The sequence below is a fragment of the Mycobacteroides sp. PCS013 genome, assembly GCF_049532645.1.
Classification (GTDB): Bacteria; Actinomycetota; Actinomycetes; order Mycobacteriales; family Mycobacteriaceae; genus Mycobacterium; species Mycobacterium gwanakae.
This window is the reverse complement of record NZ_CP150131.1, coordinates 4152645-4171745: the sequence shown is the minus strand read 5'-3', so window position 1 is coordinate 4171745 and position 19101 is coordinate 4152645. Positions and strand designations below refer to the sequence as shown.

At 62.5% G+C, this 19101-nt stretch carries 14 protein-coding genes; 13 read left to right on the top strand and 1 reads right to left on the bottom strand.

Annotated features, from left to right (window positions below; genetic code table 11):
- The first annotated feature begins 3 nt into the window (after positions 1–3).
- The 13 genes from RHO23_RS20760 to RHO23_RS20700 all read left to right on the top strand — a co-directional run bounded on the left by RHO23_RS20760 (position 4) and on the right by RHO23_RS20700 (position 17555).
- Positions 4–2373, top strand: a complete 2370-nt coding sequence (locus RHO23_RS20760) for a transglycosylase domain-containing protein (RefSeq protein ID WP_046255357.1) — start codon at positions 4–6, stop codon at positions 2371–2373.
- A 28-nt stretch (positions 2374–2401) separates the two neighbouring features.
- Complete coding sequence (locus RHO23_RS20755) at positions 2402–3994, top strand: glycosyltransferase family 87 protein (protein ID WP_423489268.1); 1593 nt, start codon at positions 2402–2404, stop codon at positions 3992–3994.
- Between the two features lie 112 nt (positions 3995–4106).
- Positions 4107–4397 carry a 30S ribosomal protein S6 gene (gene rpsF, locus RHO23_RS20750; RefSeq protein WP_030097640.1) on the top strand — a complete coding sequence of 97 codons (291 nt, stop codon included), beginning with the start codon at positions 4107–4109 and terminating at the stop codon, positions 4395–4397.
- Positions 4398–4469: 72 nt separating this feature from the next.
- The gene (locus RHO23_RS20745) at positions 4470–4970 is read left to right on the top strand and encodes a single-stranded DNA-binding protein (protein ID WP_423488275.1); all 501 of its coding nucleotides are present in this window, start codon (positions 4470–4472) and stop codon (positions 4968–4970) included.
- A gap of 44 nt (positions 4971–5014) precedes the next feature.
- On the top strand, positions 5015–5269 hold the full coding sequence (gene rpsR, locus RHO23_RS20740; RefSeq protein WP_005064619.1) for a 30S ribosomal protein S18: 255 nt from the start codon (positions 5015–5017) through the stop codon (positions 5267–5269).
- 17 nt (positions 5270–5286) lie between these two features.
- Positions 5287–5742, top strand: coding sequence for a 50S ribosomal protein L9 (gene rplI, locus RHO23_RS20735; protein WP_030097638.1), 456 nt, complete (start codon positions 5287–5289; stop codon positions 5740–5742).
- A gap of 451 nt (positions 5743–6193) precedes the next feature.
- Positions 6194–7570: a replicative DNA helicase gene (dnaB, locus tag RHO23_RS20730; RefSeq protein ID WP_030097637.1), complete on the top strand. Its 1377-nt coding sequence runs from the start codon at positions 6194–6196 to the stop codon at positions 7568–7570.
- 245 nt (positions 7571–7815) lie between these two features.
- Positions 7816–8484 (top strand): TnsA-like heteromeric transposase endonuclease subunit, encoded by a 669-nt coding sequence (locus RHO23_RS20725; protein WP_423488274.1) that lies wholly within the window; start codon positions 7816–7818, stop codon positions 8482–8484.
- Positions 8485–8520: 36 nt separating this feature from the next.
- Positions 8521–9066, top strand: coding sequence for a LysR family transcriptional regulator (locus RHO23_RS20720; RefSeq protein ID WP_423488273.1), 546 nt, complete (start codon positions 8521–8523; stop codon positions 9064–9066).
- Positions 9067–9345: 279 nt separating this feature from the next.
- Positions 9346–10857, top strand: coding sequence for an N-6 DNA methylase (locus RHO23_RS20715; protein ID WP_423488272.1), 1512 nt, complete (start codon positions 9346–9348; stop codon positions 10855–10857).
- The gene (locus tag RHO23_RS20710) at positions 10850–12031 is read left to right on the top strand and encodes a restriction endonuclease subunit S (protein ID WP_423488271.1); all 1182 of its coding nucleotides are present in this window, start codon (positions 10850–10852) and stop codon (positions 12029–12031) included. Before RHO23_RS20715 ends, RHO23_RS20710 begins: the two co-directional genes overlap by 8 nt.
- Before the next feature lies 1 nt (position 12032).
- Complete coding sequence (locus tag RHO23_RS20705) at positions 12033–15104, top strand: type I restriction endonuclease subunit R (RefSeq protein WP_423488270.1); 3072 nt, start codon at positions 12033–12035, stop codon at positions 15102–15104.
- Positions 15105–15335: 231 nt separating this feature from the next.
- Positions 15336–17555, top strand: a complete 2220-nt coding sequence (locus RHO23_RS20700; protein ID WP_423488269.1) for a KAP family P-loop NTPase fold protein — start codon at positions 15336–15338, stop codon at positions 17553–17555.
- A 307-nt stretch (positions 17556–17862) separates the two neighbouring features.
- Here RHO23_RS20700 and RHO23_RS20695 read toward each other — a convergent pair whose 3' ends face one another.
- Positions 17863–19005 (bottom strand): 1,4-beta-xylanase, encoded by a 1143-nt coding sequence (locus RHO23_RS20695; protein ID WP_423488268.1) that lies wholly within the window; start codon positions 19003–19005, stop codon positions 17863–17865.
- Positions 19006–19101: the final 96 nt, after the last annotated feature.

The window sequence follows — 19101 nt, the reverse complement described above, 5'->3', positions numbered from 1 at the left end:
GGCGTGGTTGGCGGACAGAATCCGGTAGCGTCCGGCGGCTCGGATTCACCGCGCACCCCCAGCATGGACGATCGGCCGACGTCGATCCTCGACCCTGTCGAGGATCTGCCGCTGTACCGGCGCGATGAGGATGCCGTGGCCGCGGCTCGCGCGGCGCTGGAACGTGATGACGAGGGCAACGGACATGAGCCGCCGCCCCCCTCCAGCCGGCCGGGTGGTTCGTCGCGTCCGCCGCAGCGTCGCCGCAGGCGAAAGAGCAACGGCTGGAAAATCTTCCGCCGCGTGATGATCGCCCTGGTGCTGTTGGCCATCGTCATCCCGCTGGCGACGTTCGCACTGGCGTATTCGGTGGTAGACATCCCGAAGCCGGGCGATATCCGTACCAGCCAGGTGTCCACCATCTTGGCCAGCGACGGCACCACCGAACTCGCCAAAGTCGTTCCACCGGACGGAAACCGGGTCGACATCAAGATCGACCAGGTGCCCCAGCATGTGCGCGCGGCCGTGATGGCCGCCGAGGACCGCGATTTCTACGGCAACCCGGGCTTCTCCTTCTCGGGTCTGCTGCGCGCGGTCAAGAACAACATGTTCGGCGGCGATACCCAGGGTGGTTCCACGATCACCCAGCAGTACGTGAAGAACGCGATGGTGGGTGCGCAGCGCGCCGGCCTCGGCGGTCTGACCCGTAAGGCCAAGGAGATCGTCATCTCCACGAAGATGTCGCAGTCCTGGTCCAAGGATCAGGTGCTGGAGGCCTACCTCAACATCATCTATTTCGGACGTGGCGCGTACGGCATCTCGGCGGCGTCGAAGGCCTACTTCGACAAGCCCGTGGAACAGCTCACGGTGTCCGAGGGCGCGTTGTTGGCCGCACTGATCCAGCGGCCGTCGCGCCTGGATCCCGCCGTTGATCTGCCCGAGTCGACGAACCGTTGGAACTGGGTGCTCGACGGCATGGTCACCATCGGTGCACTGTCCGCGCAGGATCGTGCCGGGCAGGTGTACCCCGCAACGGTGCCGCCTGAGCAGGCTGCTGCCCAGAACGCGACCACCGGTCCCAACGGACTTATCAAGCGTCAGGTGATGGCGGAGCTCACCGATCTGTTCAACATCGACGAGCAGACGTTGAACACCGAGGGCCTGCAGATCACGACGACCATCGACACCAAGGCGCAGCAGGCCGCCGAGAACGCGGTCAACAGCACCTTGCAGGGCGAGAACGCGGACCTGCGAACGGCGGTGGTGTCCGTGGACCCGCGCACGGGTGCGGTCAAGGCGTACTACGGCGGTTCCAACGCCCAGGGTCTGGACTACGCGCAGCAGGGTCTGCAGACCGGTTCGTCGTTCAAGGTGTTCGCCTTGGTGGCGGCGCTGCAGCAGGGAATCGGACTGGGCTACCAGCTGGACAGCTCGGAGCTGACCTATCAGGGCATCACCATCAAGAACAGCGAGGACGCTTCGTGCGGAACGTGTTCGGTGGCCGAGGCGCTCAAGCGCTCGCTGAACACCAGCTTCTACCGGCTCATGCTGAAGCTGAAGAACGGGCCCGACGATGTGGCTACCGCCGCGCATGCCGCCGGTATCGCCGAGAACTTCCCCGGTGTCTCGCACACGTTGTCCGAGGACGGTCAGGGCGGTCCGCCGAATAACGGTGTGGTGCTGGGCCAGTACCAGACCCGGGTGATCGACATGGCCTCGGCGTACGCGACCTTGGCGGCGTCCGGGACCTACCGCAAGCCACATTTCATCCAGAAGGTGGTGAACGCGGACGGCCAGGTGCTTTTCGACGCGGGTTCTTCCGACAACACGGGCGAGAAGCGTTTCTCTGATGATGTTGCGAACAACGCGATCTCGGCGATGAAACCGATCGCGGCCTACTCCCGCGGGCATGGCCTGGCGGGTGGACGAGAGTCGGCCGCCAAGACCGGTACCGCGCAGCTGGGCGACACCAAGGACAACAAGGACGCCTGGATGGTCGGCTTCACCCCGTCGCTCTCGACCGCGGTGTGGATAGGAACCGACGACGGCAAGCCGATCAGAAACAGTTGGGGTGGACCGATTTACGGTTCCGGTCTGCCGTCGGATATCTGGCAGAAGACCATGAATGGCGCGTTGGACGGCTCCACCAAGGAGACCTTCCCCAAGCCGGGCGCCATCGGCGGATACGCCGGTGTGCCGGTCTACGTGCCTCCGCCGCCGGCTCCGAACGGTCCTCCGGCGCCCGCGCCGGGCGGTGGCGGCGAGGTGACGGTCATCCAGCCGACCATCGAGATCGCACCGGGTATCACCATTCCGGTGGGACCCCCGACGACGATTCCGGTGGGCCCGGCGGCGCCACCGGCGGGTGACGCGCCGCCGCCTCCGGGGCAGTAGGCAGGTGCCGGCCGAATCCCGTGCGACGGTGTCTCCCGAGAAGCTCGCCGATGACCTGCGCAGTGCCGACGATCGCGACTTCCCCAGTCGCACCGATGCGATGGGTGCCGAGCTATCCGAGGTGATCGGTGGGCCGTTGGGCGGGCACGCCCTGGTCGGGCGCCAGCCATTCTGGACACCACTGCGGGTGGTGTTCATCATCGCGCTGGGATTCCTCATCCTGGGGTGGACCAGTAAGGCACCCTGCCTGCAGCAGAGTGGTTCCGGCAATGGTGCTCAGCGCGTGGCCAATTGGGACAACAACCGGGCCTACTACCAGTTGTGCTACTCAGACACCGTGCCGCTCTATGGCGCGGAGCTGCTGAATCAGGGGCGCTTCCCCTACAAGTCCAGCTGGCTGGAGACGGACTCGGGCGGCCATCAGAAGATTCAGTACGACGGCACTCCGGCGGTCCGGTACATGGAGTATCCGGTAGTGACCGGGGTGTATCAGTACACCGCGATGGCCCTGGCCAAGACGTACACCCAGGCCAGCGATCTACTGGGGCTGCCCATCGTCGCCGAAGTGGTGATGTTCTTCAACATCGTGGCTTTCGGATTGGCGCTCGCGTGGCTGGTAACCATCTGGGCCAGCGCGGGATTGAGCCCGCGTACCCGCCCGTGGGATGTGGTGATGATCGCGGCGTCCCCGATCGTGATCTTCCAGATCTTCACGAATTTCGATGCTCTTGCAACGGCTTTCAGCATGACGGCACTGTGGGCGTGGGCTCGCAGGAAACCGTGGCTGGCGGGTGTGCTGATAGGGCTGGGCGTGGCCGCCAAGCTCTATCCGGTGCTGCTGCTGTTTCCACTGCTGTTGGTGAGTCTGCGCAGCGGCAAGATGCATGAGTTCTCCAAGACCGCCGCGGCCGCACTGGCCAGTTGGGTTGTGGTGAATGCTCCGGTGGCGATGCTCTTCCCCCGCGGATGGGGGGAGTTCTTCCGGCTCAACACCCGCCGCGGCGACGACATGGACTCGCTGTACAACGTCTTCAAATCCTTCACCGGATGGCAGGGCTTCGACGGCCCGCTGGGTTTCTGGGAGCCCCCGGTCGTGCTCAACGCGATATCGGCTGTTCTGTTCGGGATCTGCTGTCTGGGCATCGGATACGTAGCGCTGACGGCTCCGCGGCGCCCGCGTGTGGCGCAGTTGGCCTTCCTGGTGGTGGCGGTATTCCTGCTGACCAACAAGGTGTGGAGCCCGCAGTTCTCGCTGTGGCTGGTGCCACTTGCCGTGGTGGCGTTGCCGCATCGGCGAATCCTGCTGGCATGGATGACCGTCGACGCGCTGGTCTGGGGTCCGCGGATGTACTACCTGCTGGGTTTGGAGAACAAGGGGTTGCCCGAGCAATGGTTCACCGGCACGGTGCTGGTGCGCGATATCGCGGTGATCGGGTTGTGCGCCTTGGTGCTGCGCCAGATCTATCACCCCAGCGAGGACCTGGTGCGCGGACACAGCGATGACACGGACGATCCGGCGGGCGGGCCGTGCGATGGGGTTGCCGACAATCCTCCGGCCTGGCTGCCGTCGTGGCTGCGCGCGCGTAAGCCCACACCGCATATCGCCCGCGCGTCGGTCTGATTTCGCCGGTCAGGGGGCTGTGCGGTAGCCTTGGCCGGTTGCCGACGCAGGCGACTCTCCTGCCACGGATACGCCGTGGCCGCACTAGACCACAGGAGGTGATGAGTTTCTCATGCGTCAGTACGAAATCATGGTCATTCTCGACCCCACTCTTGACGAGCGCACCGTAGCTCCATCGCTGGATACGTTTCTGAACGTCATCCGCGGTGACGGTGGAACCGTCTCGAAGGTGGAGGTTTGGGGTAAGCGCCGTCTTGCCTACGAGATCGCCAAGCATGCCGAGGGCATCTACGCGGTGATCGACGTGGTCGCGGAGCCCGCCACCGTCTCGGAGCTGGATCGCCAGCTGGGCCTCAACGAGTCCGTGCTGCGGACCAAGGTCCTGCGTACCGGAGCCCGCTGAGGTCCTACGGAAGTCAGTTGACTTCCGTAGGCTGCCGTTAACCACGCCAGCTGACAGACACGAGGAGGAACCGTGGCAGGTGACACCACCATCACGGTCGTCGGAAACTTGACCGCCGATCCAGAACTGCGCTTCACACCGTCCGGGGCTGCCGTCGCCAACTTCACTGTGGCGTCGACTCCCCGCATCTTCGACCGACAGAGTTCGGAGTGGAAGGACGGAGAGGCGCTGTTCCTGCGGTGCAATATCTGGCGTGAGGCCGCCGAGAACGTGGCCGAGAGCCTGACCCGTGGGTCCCGTGTCATTGTCACTGGCCGGCTCAAGCAGCGCTCCTTCGAAACCCGCGAGGGCGAGAAGCGCACCGTCATGGAGATTGAGGTCGACGAGATCGGCCCGTCTCTGCGGTACGCGACCGCCAAGGTCAACAAGGCCTCGCGCGGTGGTGGCGGCGGTGGAGGTTTCGGCGGCGGCGGTGGCGGCGGGGGTTCCCGCTCCAACGAGCCTGCCGACGATCCGTGGGGCAGTGCCCCGGCCTCCGGTTCCACCGCGGCCGACGACGAACCGCCCTTCTGATCTGGGCGATACAACTTATCTAGCTAGAAAGAAAGAGATTCACCATGGCCAAGACGACTAAGCGCCGTCCTGCCCCGGAAAAGCCGGTCAAGACACGTAAGTGCGCGTTCTGCACCAAGAAGGCGCTGAACATCGATTACAAGGACACCAACCTGCTGCGCACGTACATCAGTGAGCGCGGCAAGATTCGTGCCCGCCGGGTCACCGGAAACTGCGTTCAGCACCAGCGCGACATCGCGATCGCGGTGAAGAACGCTCGCGAGGTAGCCCTGCTGCCGTTCAGCTCGGCGACGCGGTAGGACCGGAGGGACATCTGATGAAGCTGATTCTGACGACCGAGGTCGAGCACCTCGGCACTGCCGGTGACACCGTCGAGGTTCGGGACGGTTACGGACGTAACTACCTGCTGCCGCGCGGACTGGCGATTGTTGCCACCCGTGGTGCGGAGCGCCAGGCGACCGACATCCGTCGTGCCCGTGAGGCCAAGGAGATCCGTGGTGTCGAGCACGCCCACGAGATCAAGCAGGCTATCGAGGGCCTGGGTGCTGTTCAGCTGACGGTGAAGACCGCCGGCGAAGGCAAGCTGTTCGGCTCGGTGACCGCCGCTGACGTGGTGGGCGCCATCAAGGCCGCCGGTGGACCCAACCTGGACAAGCGCACCGTCACCCTGCCGAAGGCGCACATCAAGCAGATCGGTTCGTACGCACTGGATGTGCACCTGCACGCCGGTGTGGCGACCAAGATCACCGTGGATGTAGTCGCCGCAGGCTGACCGATCGGAAGTACTGCCGGGTCAACGGCGTCGCGGGTTTCCGCGGCGCCGTTGCCGTATCTGTTGGCGAACGTATTGTACGCGTGTGCCACTCCAGCGAAGCTACCTCTAGTTAACCTAGAGGGTTGAGAGGGGTAACAGAACACGCCCGAGCCCGCAACCTGATGCGACACGCCGGGCGGATTCCCATCCACAGTCCTGTCAATTAGTTCACCGGCTGCCAACTGGGAAAAGTGCAGGAATGTAGGTAGCTATCCCCAGGTTGTCCCCAACCCCCTAACACCGGGTTGGACAGTAGTCCACACCCCATGCCCAGGCTCATCCACAGGGGCGCTTGGCAGGGCCGCCAGCAACATCTAACGTCTACCGCGGCGCGCGGGCTGAACTGTACTTGTCAGACCTCGCCGCGATCATGTGTTCGACTTGATGTGATTAGGAGGACCAGCGCGCCGTGGCGATAGTCGACGATCTGGGCCAGTCCGGCCCAGTTGCCCCTCCCGAGGAGGAGTTCGGCCGTCAACCACCCCAGGATGTGGCTGCCGAGCAGTCCGTGCTGGGCGGGATGCTGCTGTCCAAGGACGCCATCGCCGACGTGCTGGAGAAGCTGCGGCCGCACGACTTCTATCGGCCCAACCACCAGAGCGTGTACGAGGCCATCCTCGACCTGTACGGCAGGGGAGAGCCCGCTGACGCCGTGACGGTGGCCGCCGAGCTGGACCGGCGCGGGCAGCTGCGCCGGGTGGGCGGTGCGCCGTATCTGCACACGCTGATCTCCACCGTGCCGACCGCCGCCAACGCCGGGTTCTATGCCGGGATCGTGGCCGAGAAGGCGCTGTTGCGCCGTCTCGTGGAGGCCGGGACCCGCGTGGTGCAGTACGGGTACGCCGGGGCCGAGGGCGCCGATGTCGCCGAGGTGGTGGACCGCGCACAGGCCGAGGTCTACGACGTCACCGACCGGCGGATGTCGGAAGACTACGTGCCCCTCGAAGAGCTGCTGCAGCCCACGATGGATGAGATCGATGCGATCGCGTCGGCCGGCGGTATGTCCAAGGGCGTGCCGACGGGCTTCACCGATCTGGACGAGATCACCAATGGGCTGCATCCGGGTCAGATGATCATCGTGGCGGCCCGGCCGGGTGTGGGTAAATCGACCCTGGGCCTGGATTTCATGCGGTCGTGTTCGATCAAACACCAGCTGCCCAGCGTGATTTTTTCGCTGGAAATGAGCAAGACCGAGATCGTCATGCGACTGCTCTCGGCCGAAGCGAAGATCAAACTGGGTGATATGCGCTCGGGCCGGATGAGCGATGACGACTGGACCCGGCTGGCACGGCGGATGAGTGAGATCAGTGAGGCGCCGCTCTACATCGACGACTCCCCGAACCTGACCATGATGGAGATCCGCGCCAAGGCACGACGGCTCAACCAGAAGGCCGGGCTCAAGCTGGTGGTGGTCGACTACCTGCAGCTGATGACCTCCGGTAAGAAGCACGAATCCCGTCAGCAGGAAGTCTCGGAGTTCTCCCGAAACCTGAAGCTATTGGCCAAGGAGCTTGAGGTTCCGGTCATCGCGATCAGTCAGCTGAACCGTGGTCCCGAACAGCGCACCGACAAGCGTCCACAGGTCTCGGATCTTCGTGAATCCGGCTCGCTGGAACAGGATGCCGACATGGTGATCCTGTTGCACCGTCCCGATGCGTTCGAGCGTGACGATCCGCGCGGTGGTGAGGCCGACCTGATTCTGGGCAAGCACCGTAACGGTCCGACGGCCACCATCACCGTGGCGCACCAGTTGCACCTGTCGCGCTTTACCAACATGGCGCGGTAACTACATTCGGTTGTAGGTTCTCGCGGTTGACTTCAAAATCTCACTGTTGACTTCCAATGGGATTCAAATTTGAAGTTTGGCGAGACGCGCCGATGCACGTCCATGATTGCGGTCCGCATGAGTATCACGCTGTGCGTATGACTCTGCGTGCTGGCCGAACCGAGAGGTAGCGGCGAGAGATGGTTCCGGCGGCCAAGACCGCTGCAACCACAACGGTGCGGTTTCGGACCGCTCCGAATGTAGATGTGACCGCAGTTAGGCTTGCTGATGCTGACCCAAGCAGCCTCATCGATGCGTACCCGTGGCGTGAGTTTCGTTGGCGCGCAGGGCAGAAGCACTATTCGGGTGCCTACTGGTCGGCTACTGAGGGCCGCCATGTTATCTACGAGTCGAGGCTTGAGCTCGCGAGGCTATTGTTCGCCGACTTCGACCGATCGGTAAACCGGATCTGCGCACAGCCGTTCCTGCTGGTGAGGGAATCCAATGGTGTCTGGGCCAAACATATTCCGGACTACCTATTGCAGACCGATCAGGGTCCAATGGTTGTCGACGTCAAGCCCGTGGGCCGACTGTCTCGGCCGGAGGTGGCGTCAACATTTGCCTGGACGCGGTCCGCGATCGAAGGTCGCGGATGGCAATACGAGGTTTGGAGCGAGCCGAATGCCGCGGAGCTCCAGAATGTGCGGTTCCTCGCAGGTTTCCGGCGCCGGTCGTTGTTTGACCCGGCGATACTGGCAGCCCTACGCGCGATCTCTATCGACGACCTGTCGATCAGCAAAGCCATTGGTGTATTGCAAGGTTGGCCCGGATCTCTGGCGCGGTCGGCGCTACTTCACCTGATTTGGTCGCAAGAGTTCGGCATCGATATGAGTCGGCCCCTGAGCCACGACTCAACATTGACACGAGAAAGCTAGCAGGACGGACTGTCGCTGGATGAGATTGCCGCTCGGGTGGGTGTCGGACGCAGCGCGATCACGAATCTCGCGCGCGATTACGAGATCCAGTTGCGGGACCCTGTCCATCGTCGTCGTGTGACGGTTGATCGAGGCTGGCTCTACGACCAGTACTCCATCGAGCGGAGAGCCCTACCCGAAATCGCGAAGGAAGTTGGCGTGAGCACATCTAGCTTGGCGCGCTTGGCGAAGATCTATGCAATTCCGATGAGGGGTAGGGGCGGCCCCAGCCACAGCGCCACGCTCGCTACGCAGAATGTGATCGCCGATGCGCCTGAAGTGCTAAAGCCTGCGCTCGCTGGAATCGGTGGGTCGGAACGCTTGCGGCGGTTCGAAGCGGCGGCGCAGCATCCCACGCTCGCCGTTGCGGCTAGAGCGCTCGGGGTGAATCAATTCACCCTCGTCAATCAGATCAACCGCATCGAACGCGAACTCGGGACGAAGCTCCTTGATCGCGCCGAACGTGGCCACCCAATGAAACTGACCAAAGACGGAGCGCAGGTAGTGGCAGACGTTCGTGCTTGCCAACACAAAGGCTGGTAGTGGTTGCAGAACGGGTGTGCTACCACCACCGGGGCTTTCATGCCCTGCGTGTCGTCCCACCTGACTAGGGTGATGCTCGGACACGACCTCTGTATGAGGTCGGCATGCGTGTTGCTGAAGTTGAGGAGTCGACGATCCTGGCCCGCGGGTCCGTACGGAAGCCGTCACGCAGTGTGTCGACGTTAGCCCCGTCTGGCTGCGGAAGCCCGTGGCCCGCTGAAACAATGTCACGCGGCTCCGAATTGAAGGAGTTCAACTACGTAAGGAAGCACGCACCCGGTGACGATCAACCAGCAAGAACTTGAGGCGCGGCTATGGGACGCGGCCAACGCGCTGCGCGGACCGGTCGACCCCGCCGACTTCAAGACCTACGTCTTTCCGATGCTGTTCTGGAAGTGGATCTCCGACACCTGGGCGTACGAGCATAAAGAAGCCCTCGACGAGTATGGCGACGACCTCGACGACGAGATCGAGGCCGACTTCCACAGGTTCGAGATGCCTGCGGGCACGCTGTGGTCCGAGGTCACGATCAAGGTCAAGAACCTTGGAGCTGAGATCGCGCGGACGTTCCAGCAGATCGAGAAGGCTAACCCGCGCTCGCTGGCGGGCGTCTTCGGCGATGCGTCGTGGGGAAACCAGGAGCGCATGCCCCAGTCGGCGCTGCTGGGGCTCATAAAGGCATTCACCCAGATCCGACTTGACCCGTCCACGGTCTCCCACGACCTGCTCGGCGCCGGGTACGAGTACTTGCTGAAGAACTTCGCCGACGAGTCTGGCAAGAAAGCAGGCGAGTTCTTCACACCGCGCGAGGTCGTCCACCTGCTCGTCGGGATCCTGGAACCGCAGCCGGGCGAGGCCGTCTACGACCCGGCGTGCGGATCGGGCGGCATGCTCGTCGCCACCATCAATCAGCTACGCGACTCCGGCATGGACCACCGCACGCTGCGCCTGTACGGCCAGGAGATCAACCTGACTACCTCCTCGATCGCCCGCATGAATCTCTTCCTGCACGAGATCGAGGACTTCGACATTAAGCGCGGCGACACGCTCCGCGCACCCGCATTCAAGGACAACAGCGGCGCGGTCCGCCGTTTCGACGCGGTGATCGCCAACCCGCCTTTCTCACTGACAAACTGGGGGGCGGACCGATGGCTGTCGGACCCGCGGGCGTTCTGCGGCGTTCCGCCGACACAAAACGGCGACTACGCCTTCATTCAGCACATGGTGGCGTCGATGAACCCCGGAACCGGCAGAGTCGGGGTCGTGATGTCTCATGGTGCGCTCTTCCGCGGGGCGGAGGGTCGTATCCGGCAGTGCCTGATCGAAAGGGACATACTCGAGGCTGTCGTGGGGTTGCCCCCGAATCTCTTCTACTCGACGACAATCCCGGCCTGCCTGTTGATCTTCCGGGACCAGAAGTCAGACAGCCGCAAAAACCACGTGCTGTTCGTCGACGGATCGGCCCGGTTCGTCAAGGCAACCAATCAGAACCGAATGTCCGAGGACGACGTGAAGACGCTCGTTAAGGCATACCGCACCGGCGAGGATCCTGACGGTGCAGGCGGAGCGAACGTGCGCCTTGTGCCGTTTGACGAGATCAAGGACAACGGCTTCGACCTCAACATCGGACGATATATCAAGGTCGCCGCTGACGAGACCGCCGACCTCGGCACCGCACTTGTCGCGTACGCGGATGCCCGCCAGCACCGGATCGACACCGAAGCAGCCATGTTCGAGCGGCTTGCGGCAGCAGGCATCGACCTGAGCATGTTCGAGGTAGCTGGTGAGTAAGTGGGAGAAGGTTCCTGCCGGGATTGTTTCGGCACAGCGGAAGGACATTGTCACGCTTGAGCCCGGTGTCGAGTACCAAACGATGGGCGTGCGCTGGTACGGGAGGGGCGCCTACGACCGGGGGATTGGTACGACCGAGACGATTAAGGCTAAGCGCTTGTTCCGAGCCCACAAGGGTGACTTCGTCTTCAACCGCATCGACACACAGAAGGGCGCGTTTGATGTCGTCCCGGCAGCGCTCGACGGTGCGCTGGCCACCAATGAGTTTCCTCTTTATGTAGTTGATCCCGACCAACTGTCGGAACGCTTCTTACTTCTCTACTTCCAGCAGTCGTCCGTGCTTGCACAGATAGATGTGATGCGCGCAGGCAGTGAGGGACGGTCACGTTGGAAGGAGGCGGATTTTGAAGCTTGGAGGATTCCACTCCCGTCTCTGGCCGAGCAGCGTCGCATAGTCGACATCTTGGCCGCGGTGGACGCGCAGATCGAGTCGGTAGCTGAAGAACTTGACAGACTGCTGCCGCTGCGGATCCGACTTTTTCTCGACTCGGACGACCTGCAAGCCGTGAATGTCGAGGAACTCGCCGATGTCTCGCAGGGCAAAGCACTTCCGAAGGCCGTACAGGGCCAGCGCATCGGTGACGTCTCCTGGTTCAAGATCGCCGACATGACTGGCCCGGGAAATGAAGACGGGTACACGCTTGCGGACACGCGCCTCGCTCGGGAACACATCCGCGGGCTGAAAGGGGCTGTAGCCGCGGCGGGGTCCGTCGTGTTCCCGCGGGTGGGTGCCGCGGTCCTCACGGAGAAGAAGCGCGTGCTGGACGTTGAAGCGGCTGTCGACGAGAACCACCTTGTTCTCACTCCGAAAGGAGGCGTTTCGTCAGAACAGCTACTCGCCGCCGTTGAGTCGATCCGACTGTCGGACCTCGTGCAGAGCGGCGCTGTGCCATCACTCAACATGGGCTTGATCCGGAACGCGCAGATTCCCTGGCCCGCCCATTCCAGTGCCCAGCTGGATAGCGCACTAGGTAAGGTGCGCGAGGAGGCTCGTAAATTGCGCGCGGAACTCTCGCGTCTCCGTGCATTCCGTTCCGCCATCCTTTCGTCTCTGCTCGACCAGGAGATCGAGATTCCCGAGGTTTACGACGCTCTGCTTGGGGGGGTGTCCTGACATGGGCTGGACAGAGGCAAGCACGATCCAGCGGTCGCTGATCGAATGGGCCGACGAGGCAGGCTGGGAGCCCACCCCGGGCGACAAGCTGCCGCGCGAGGAGCACGACGTCGTCATCGAGACCTGGGCTCGGGATGCGCTCCTCGCGCTAAACCCCGAGCTCATCGACGATCCTGAATCGGCGGACCTTGTGATGCACGAGATCAACCAGGCGGTCCTGGACGCACACAACGGGCTCGTGGCGGCCAACGAGCGGCTCACGGTGATGCTTCGCGGCGACCACGCGTTCCCGACCATGGCCGGAAAGCACGTGCCGCGCAGGCTCATCGACTTCGAGTACCTGGAGAACAACCGGTTCGTCGTCGCCGACGAGGTCACCATCACAGGGGCGGTGAAGACAAGGCGGTTCGACGTCGTCTACTACGTCAACGGCTTCCCCCTCGTCGTCGCCGAGACGAAGACGCCCGTCAAGCAGGCCGTCTCATGGGTGAACGCCGCGAAGGACATTCACGATGTGTACGAGGAGGAGTACCCAAATTTCTTCGCCGCCAACGTCTTCAACGTCGCCACCGAGGGACTTGAATTTCGGATGGCGCCGATCCGCTCGGTCCCGGACCCCGACTCCGAGATCTGGGCTCCGTGGGGCTCGACCGAGGACGACCCCAAGGTCGTGACCGGCCCGGCCCGCGTCGAGCGCGCAGCGCGGCTGCTGCTTCGGCCGGAGACGATCCTGCCGATCCTCAAGGACCTGGTGATGTTCCGGCACGCGCGGGATGCATCCGAGGTCGACATCAAGTTCCTGCCGCGCTACCCACAGTTCGAGGCGGCGCTGGCGATCCACGACAAAGTGCTCGCCGACCGACCCGGCGGGCTGATCTGGCACCACCAAGGTTCGGGCAAGACCGAGCTGATGGCCTTCGCCGCAGCCCGCCTGCTGAGGGACGATGCGGTCATCGAGAAGTTCGGCGGCGCGCCCACGGTGATCGTCATCGCGGACCGCAAGGACCTCGTGCGCCAGACCGCGGAGATGTTCGAGACCGCCGGTATGCCGCGCATGAGCGTGCCCAAGAATCGGCGCGAGCTGTTCGCCCTGCTCCGGGGCAATGAGCCGGGAGTCGTCATCACCACGGTGCACAAGTTCGCCGAGGCAGGGCACCTGAACGACCGCTCGAACATCATCGTCCTCGTCGACGAGGCACATCGCTCTCAAGAAGGGAAATTCGGCAAGGCGTGGCGGGACGCGGTCCCAAATGCGAAGTTCTTCGGCGCGACCGGAACCGCGATCCAGGACAAGGACCGCTCGACCTTCAGGTTGTTTGGCGATCCGTCAGATCCGGACTTTGTCATGTCGCGGTACACCCCGGGGCAGTCGATCGCCGACGGGTTCACCAAGCCTGTCGTCGTCGAGGGCAGGTCCGTCGGCTTCAGCCTCGACAAGGAAGCCTTGGACGAGGCATTCGACGAACTGGCGGCGGAGGAGAACCTCGACGAAGACGAGAAGGTGTACCTCTCGGGGAAGGCCTCGCACATCGAGACCATCCTGTCCAACCCGGACCGCGTCGCCGCAGTGTGCGCCGACATCGTCGACCACTTCCGGACGTTCGTCGCCCCGTTGGGGCAGAAGGCACAAGTCGTGGCCTACAACCAGCGTCTGGTCATCGCCTACGCACGGGCCATCGAGGCTGAGCTCGTTCGTCGCGAGGCGCTGATGCCCGACGGCCAGCTGCGCGAGGTCGGCGTGGTGATGCACGTCGCCGACAGCAAGGACACGCCGAATGAGTTCAAGAAATACCTGCTCACCCCGGAGCAGGAAGAAGCGCTCAAGCGCCGCTTCAAGAAGGTCGACGACCCGATGTCGTTCGTCGTGGTCACCGCGAAGTGGATGACTGGGTTCAACGCGCCCATCGAGGGTGTTCTGTACCTCGACAAACCCGCCAAGGACGCGAACCTCTTTCAGACGATCACTCGACCGAACCGGCCGTGGAAGAACCCAATCACGGGTCAGCGCAAGGACTACGGGCGCGTGGTCGACTACATCGGCCTCGCCAAGGCTATCGGTAAGGCTATCGCAGGCCCGAACGCAAGCGAGGACGAGGACAACGAACTCAATGTTGTCGACGCCTCCAAGCTGGCGGGCAAGTTCGTCACCGACCTGACGAAGCTCCTCCACCTTTTCGCCGGCATAGACACTACCGACGCCTCCTTCGAGTCCCTCGCCGAAGCGCACGAGCGGATCCCCGACGGAAGCTCGCAGCGAACGGAGTTCGTCGAGGGCTACGTGGCGCTGCAGACCGTATGGGAGTTCCTCGACCCCCACCCGATGCTGCTGCCCTTCAAGCAGCAGTACCACTGGCTCGCGAAGGTGTACGAGTCCATCCGCCCGAAGGACATCTCAAAGGCCTTCCTGTGGGCCCGCCTCGGCGCGAAGACCACGGAACTTATCCACGGCCACATGAACGAGGTCGCCGTGAAGTCGATGGCGTCGCGGACAGTAACCCTCGATGCCGCCGGGCTGGCGCTGCTGAAGAGGATCGCGGAGCAGTTGAAGCTCCCAGACGATTCGTCGGGCAAGGGGGACACCGACGTCTACCAGGACGTGCTGGATTCGATCGAAACGCGTCTCAAGCGCCGGCTCGCGGAGGGCGACAGCCCTGTGTACAAGTCCCTCGCCGAACGGATCGAGAAGCTCCGGGCCAAGGCGATCGAGAATGTTGAGGACTCGCTCGCGTTCCTCGAAGAAGCGCTGAAAGTCGCCCAAGACGTCGTCGCAGCCGATCGCGCAGCCGAGGAGGGCGACGAGGAGACACTCGAGCGCCTCGCCGACCCGAAGAAGGGCGTTCTTACCCAGATCGTGGAGGAGAACACGCCGGATGGGCTACACAAGATCGTCCCGGAGATCGTCGAACGCATCGACGCGATCGTCGGCGAAGTTGCCTACACAGGCTGGACGTCGAGCGACTCCGGCGACAAGTCCGTCCGCCGGGAGCTGCGCGCGGTTCTTAAAAACTACTCGCTGCCGATCAAGGGCGACTTGTTCGACCGCATCTATCAATATGTGCGCGAGAACTATTAGCGCTCGCCAGCGCGGGGTACGAGATCAGGGTGTCGATGTACCCGAAAGCGTGGTCTCCAGGTAAAGCCGGGCGCGTCATGGTTAATGGTGATGGTGTAGACGACTGTGGGTTCGGCGTCGCCCAGAGATTCGGGGAGCGGTATTGGTGCCCGTATCCGTAAAGCGGTAGGTAAGTGGCCCGCCGGTCCTAGTGTATGCACGGTGGATTTCCGTCGTACGTGTGCTTCGCGAATGTCTCGCGATGAGGTAGTGGTGCCTAATCCGTCCGCTGCTAAGCCTCCGCCGGTCAACGCGGATGTTGAGGTCCGTGATCTCAATGACGATCGGCTCAACCGTCTGCCGTTCTGTCGACGTGTCGTGGAGCGAATCGACGCAGCTGGTAGCGGTCCGAGCGTGGTATTCGGTCTTGCGGGCCCCTGGGGATCGGGAAAGACGTCAGTCCTCAATTTCATCGAATATCTACTGACTGAAGAGCGTGACCAAGAATGGGCGGTCGTGCGGTTCACGGCCTGGTCGGCTGGCGACGTCGACGCGCTGACCGATGAGTTCTATCGGGCGATTGCTGCGGCAATGCCCGCCACTGAGGCGGGACGCCGGGCGGCTGACCGGATACTGTCAATGGCCCCGGTGTTTGCTGCGGCGGCCAAAGCGGTTGTGACATCGGCGATCGAAAGCAAAATCGGGAAAGGTGCATTACGCGACACATCTGAGGCGGTCGCAGGAGCTCTCGCAGACAGAGCTGGGGAATTCACGCTCGAACCTGATCCGTTCTTTAAACGCTTTAAGAAGCTGTCCGAGGCGATCAACGACGCTGGCCAGAACGTACTAGTGGTGGTCGACGATATTGATCGCCTGCATACCGACGAGCTTCTCGGCGTGCTCAAGGCGGTCAGGCTACTGGGCCGATTCAGCCGTGTGCATTATCTGCTGTCTTACGACGAGCAGACAATTCTGGATGTACTCGTGGCGTCTGACATCGCTAACCGTGAGGCGAAGCGTGCTCGGCAATACCTTGAAAAGATCATCCAGTACCCATTTGTGTTGCCTCCTCTTGAGGTCAGCCAGCTCGAAGCCGAGCTGCGCGCCGAATTACTTAAGGTGGCTGCCGCACACGGGATCTCCCCGAACTCTGCAGGCACACAAGGATGGGATGATGTTGACCGCATCATCCATGCACTGCCGGACGACGATATTGCCTGCATGACGTTGCGACGAATCAAACGACTCGCCAGTCAGGCGGAAGTACTGTGCGCCCTGGTTGGCGCGCGCAACCTCAATTTCATCGACGCCATACTCGTGACGTACTTACGATTGTGGTATCCGGCCCTATATGAGCATCTACCAGGCTGGCGGTCCGATCTGGTCAAAGACATCCAGGTACAGAGTCTTTCGGCCAACAAAGACAAAAATTGGTCCAATCTCATTGTTGAGGCAATGGGGATCAAGGTGGGAACATCACGCGGCGATACCGAACTTGAGGGTGTGTTGCGTTTGATGAGCGCACTGTTCCCCGGCGCATTTCAAAAAGGCGGGATGCGCCAGGATGACGAGCAGTGCCGTATCAACTCGCGGGACTACTTCGGCCGCTACGTGGCACTGTGCATCCCCGCTGGCGATGTCAGTGACGACAAGGTGCGCGAGGAGTTGGTAGCGCTCTGCACTAACGGAGAATTAAGCCAGGATTCGACGATCATCGAGAAGTTGGCTTCGCCTCAGTCATCTGCTCTCGTTCTGCGTAAACTGCTGCGTGCGATTGAGGTGATCGCGGAATCGCCATCCCAAAACACCGGTAGAGCAGCGATCTTTCTCAATCAGCGACTCCATGAAGGAGGTCGGGTATTCGGCCGCTGGGCAACGGTGCTGAATGCTCTTCTTGGACACGCTGTTGCCGGTGCGCCAACTCCCGAAGAAGCCCAGCGTAGTTTGGACGATTTCTGTGCTTCCGAAGGGTTGCTCGCCACTGCAGAAGTCTTGTATGCGTCTGCTGCCGTACCGGGAATTAACCAGGCACCGATGGCGGCAGCCAGCCAGGGCGTGCGGTCACGTATTGTCGACGTATGTCGGCTTGATCTGAGCACAGACGTAGCGGATGTCGACGCTCTTCGGTGCATCGATTTTATGCGACTGTGGTCAAAATTGCCGGCCGATATCATCGAGCAACTGCGAGGCGAAGCTGACACGCTTATATCGTCGGGATCGGCTAAAGCCCATGAGCTGGGTGCCCGCTTTGTGGTCGTACCCCCCGTGAGCAGCAACTCACCTATCGCTATCGATAGACCGATGTTATGCGTTGAGGAGTTTGAAATGGTTGTGCCGCAGGCGAAATGGTCTATCACTGAGCTGCCAACCGAAGATGAGACCGCCGTCGTCGTGGGCGACGAGTCGCTTCGCAATCGCGCCAACGTCGCCGGCTTGGCCATGCGCCGACTCTTAGCGGCCGAGACCGGCTAATAAGTGAGTTGCGAGCCCAGCTCGGTAATTCACGTATGAGGGCGAGTGCGCCGCGGAGCATTCGTAGGAGATGCAGTGTTGTATGAGACAAACTGCGGTGCAGTCGTCGTGAGACAAATCAGAAAATCCCAGTTTAGGGGCGCGAGTCGGTGCAGCCAAATGTGAGAGCCTACATCGGTTGTAGGGTCCCGAGTTTCATCCCCGCCCGGCATTTTTCGATGCGCGGGCGCTGACTGGCCGCCACTGCTGATGGCGGGGCTCTCCGAGAGGTTGCCTACCGCCTCATGGACAAAGTTGGCCGGCATGCTTACACGCGCGTAGTCAGCTTTCGCAGCGTCTGATACTCGGCGTCGCGATACGGCCGCCCGTCCGGCTGTAGTAGATCGCTGAACCACACGTCCGGGATCTTGGTGTAAGGCTTGTCCCAGGAATCCCACGGGAAGTAGGTCTGGGTCTTGCCTGCCACCAACCCCCAGCTGTACGCACCTACGTTGTGCCGCTTCGCAACTGGGAGCACGCCCTCGACGGTGCTGCCCTGGTCGCGGGCCAGGTACTCGGTGCACAGGATCGGTCGGCCCAGCGGGGCGAGCTCGTTGATGCGGGCCTCGAACTCGGTGGGGCCTGCATACGAGTGGAACGAGATGACGTCGGAGTTGTCGAGTTGGAAACCGGCCATCTCACTGCGGCTTCCGCGATCCCAGCTGCCCTGCCACACACCACTGGTCAACGGCTGCACTGGATTGACCGAACGTGCCCAGCTGAATACCTGTGGAAGCAGCCCACTGACGGCGTCGAGCTTGTCTTTGCGCTCCACTTTGCGGTACTGCTTGGCCGGGTTGTCCGGCTCATTCCATAGGTCCCAGCCCAGGACCCGGTTGTCATTGCGAAACTGGCTCATGACGCCCACCACGTAATCTCTCAGCATCCCGCGGTAGCTCGGGTCGTCGATGCGCTGCGCCCCTGGGCTCTGTACCCAGCCCGAGTTGTGCACGCCCGGCGTCGGCGCCCGCTGGGCTCCTAGCTGAGGATTCGGATCCCAACACGAGTCGAAGAAGACGAACATGGGCTTGATGCCCTGGCGCGCGGCGATCCCGACGAACTGCGACAGCCGGTTTTGGAATCCGGCGCGATCCTGGGCCCACAGCAGATCGTGTAGGAACACCCGTACGGTGTTGAACCCCAATAGCCGGCACGCCCCCAACTCGCTGTCGATGCGTCGCGCGTCGTAGGTGCCCGGCGCGAACATCTCGAGCTGGTTGATCGCGTTCGAGGTGATGAAGTTGGTGCCGACCTGCCAACCCTGCGCCTGGTACCACGCATTGGCGCGTTCAACCGGCCATTGGCCTGGCGCGGCGGTCGCACGCGGGATTGCCGAAAGAGGCGCCAGTATCTGGGGGAGAGTCGCTACTGCCAGCGCCAGCGGAATCTTTAGGGCCGTTCGACGGTGCACTTAGTGAACATAGTGGTGTCCAGCAAGTACGCAGGCCCACGTATCGCATTGCAACCACTGAGGTTTCATATCGTTATCAACTTGAAGCGCCCGGGT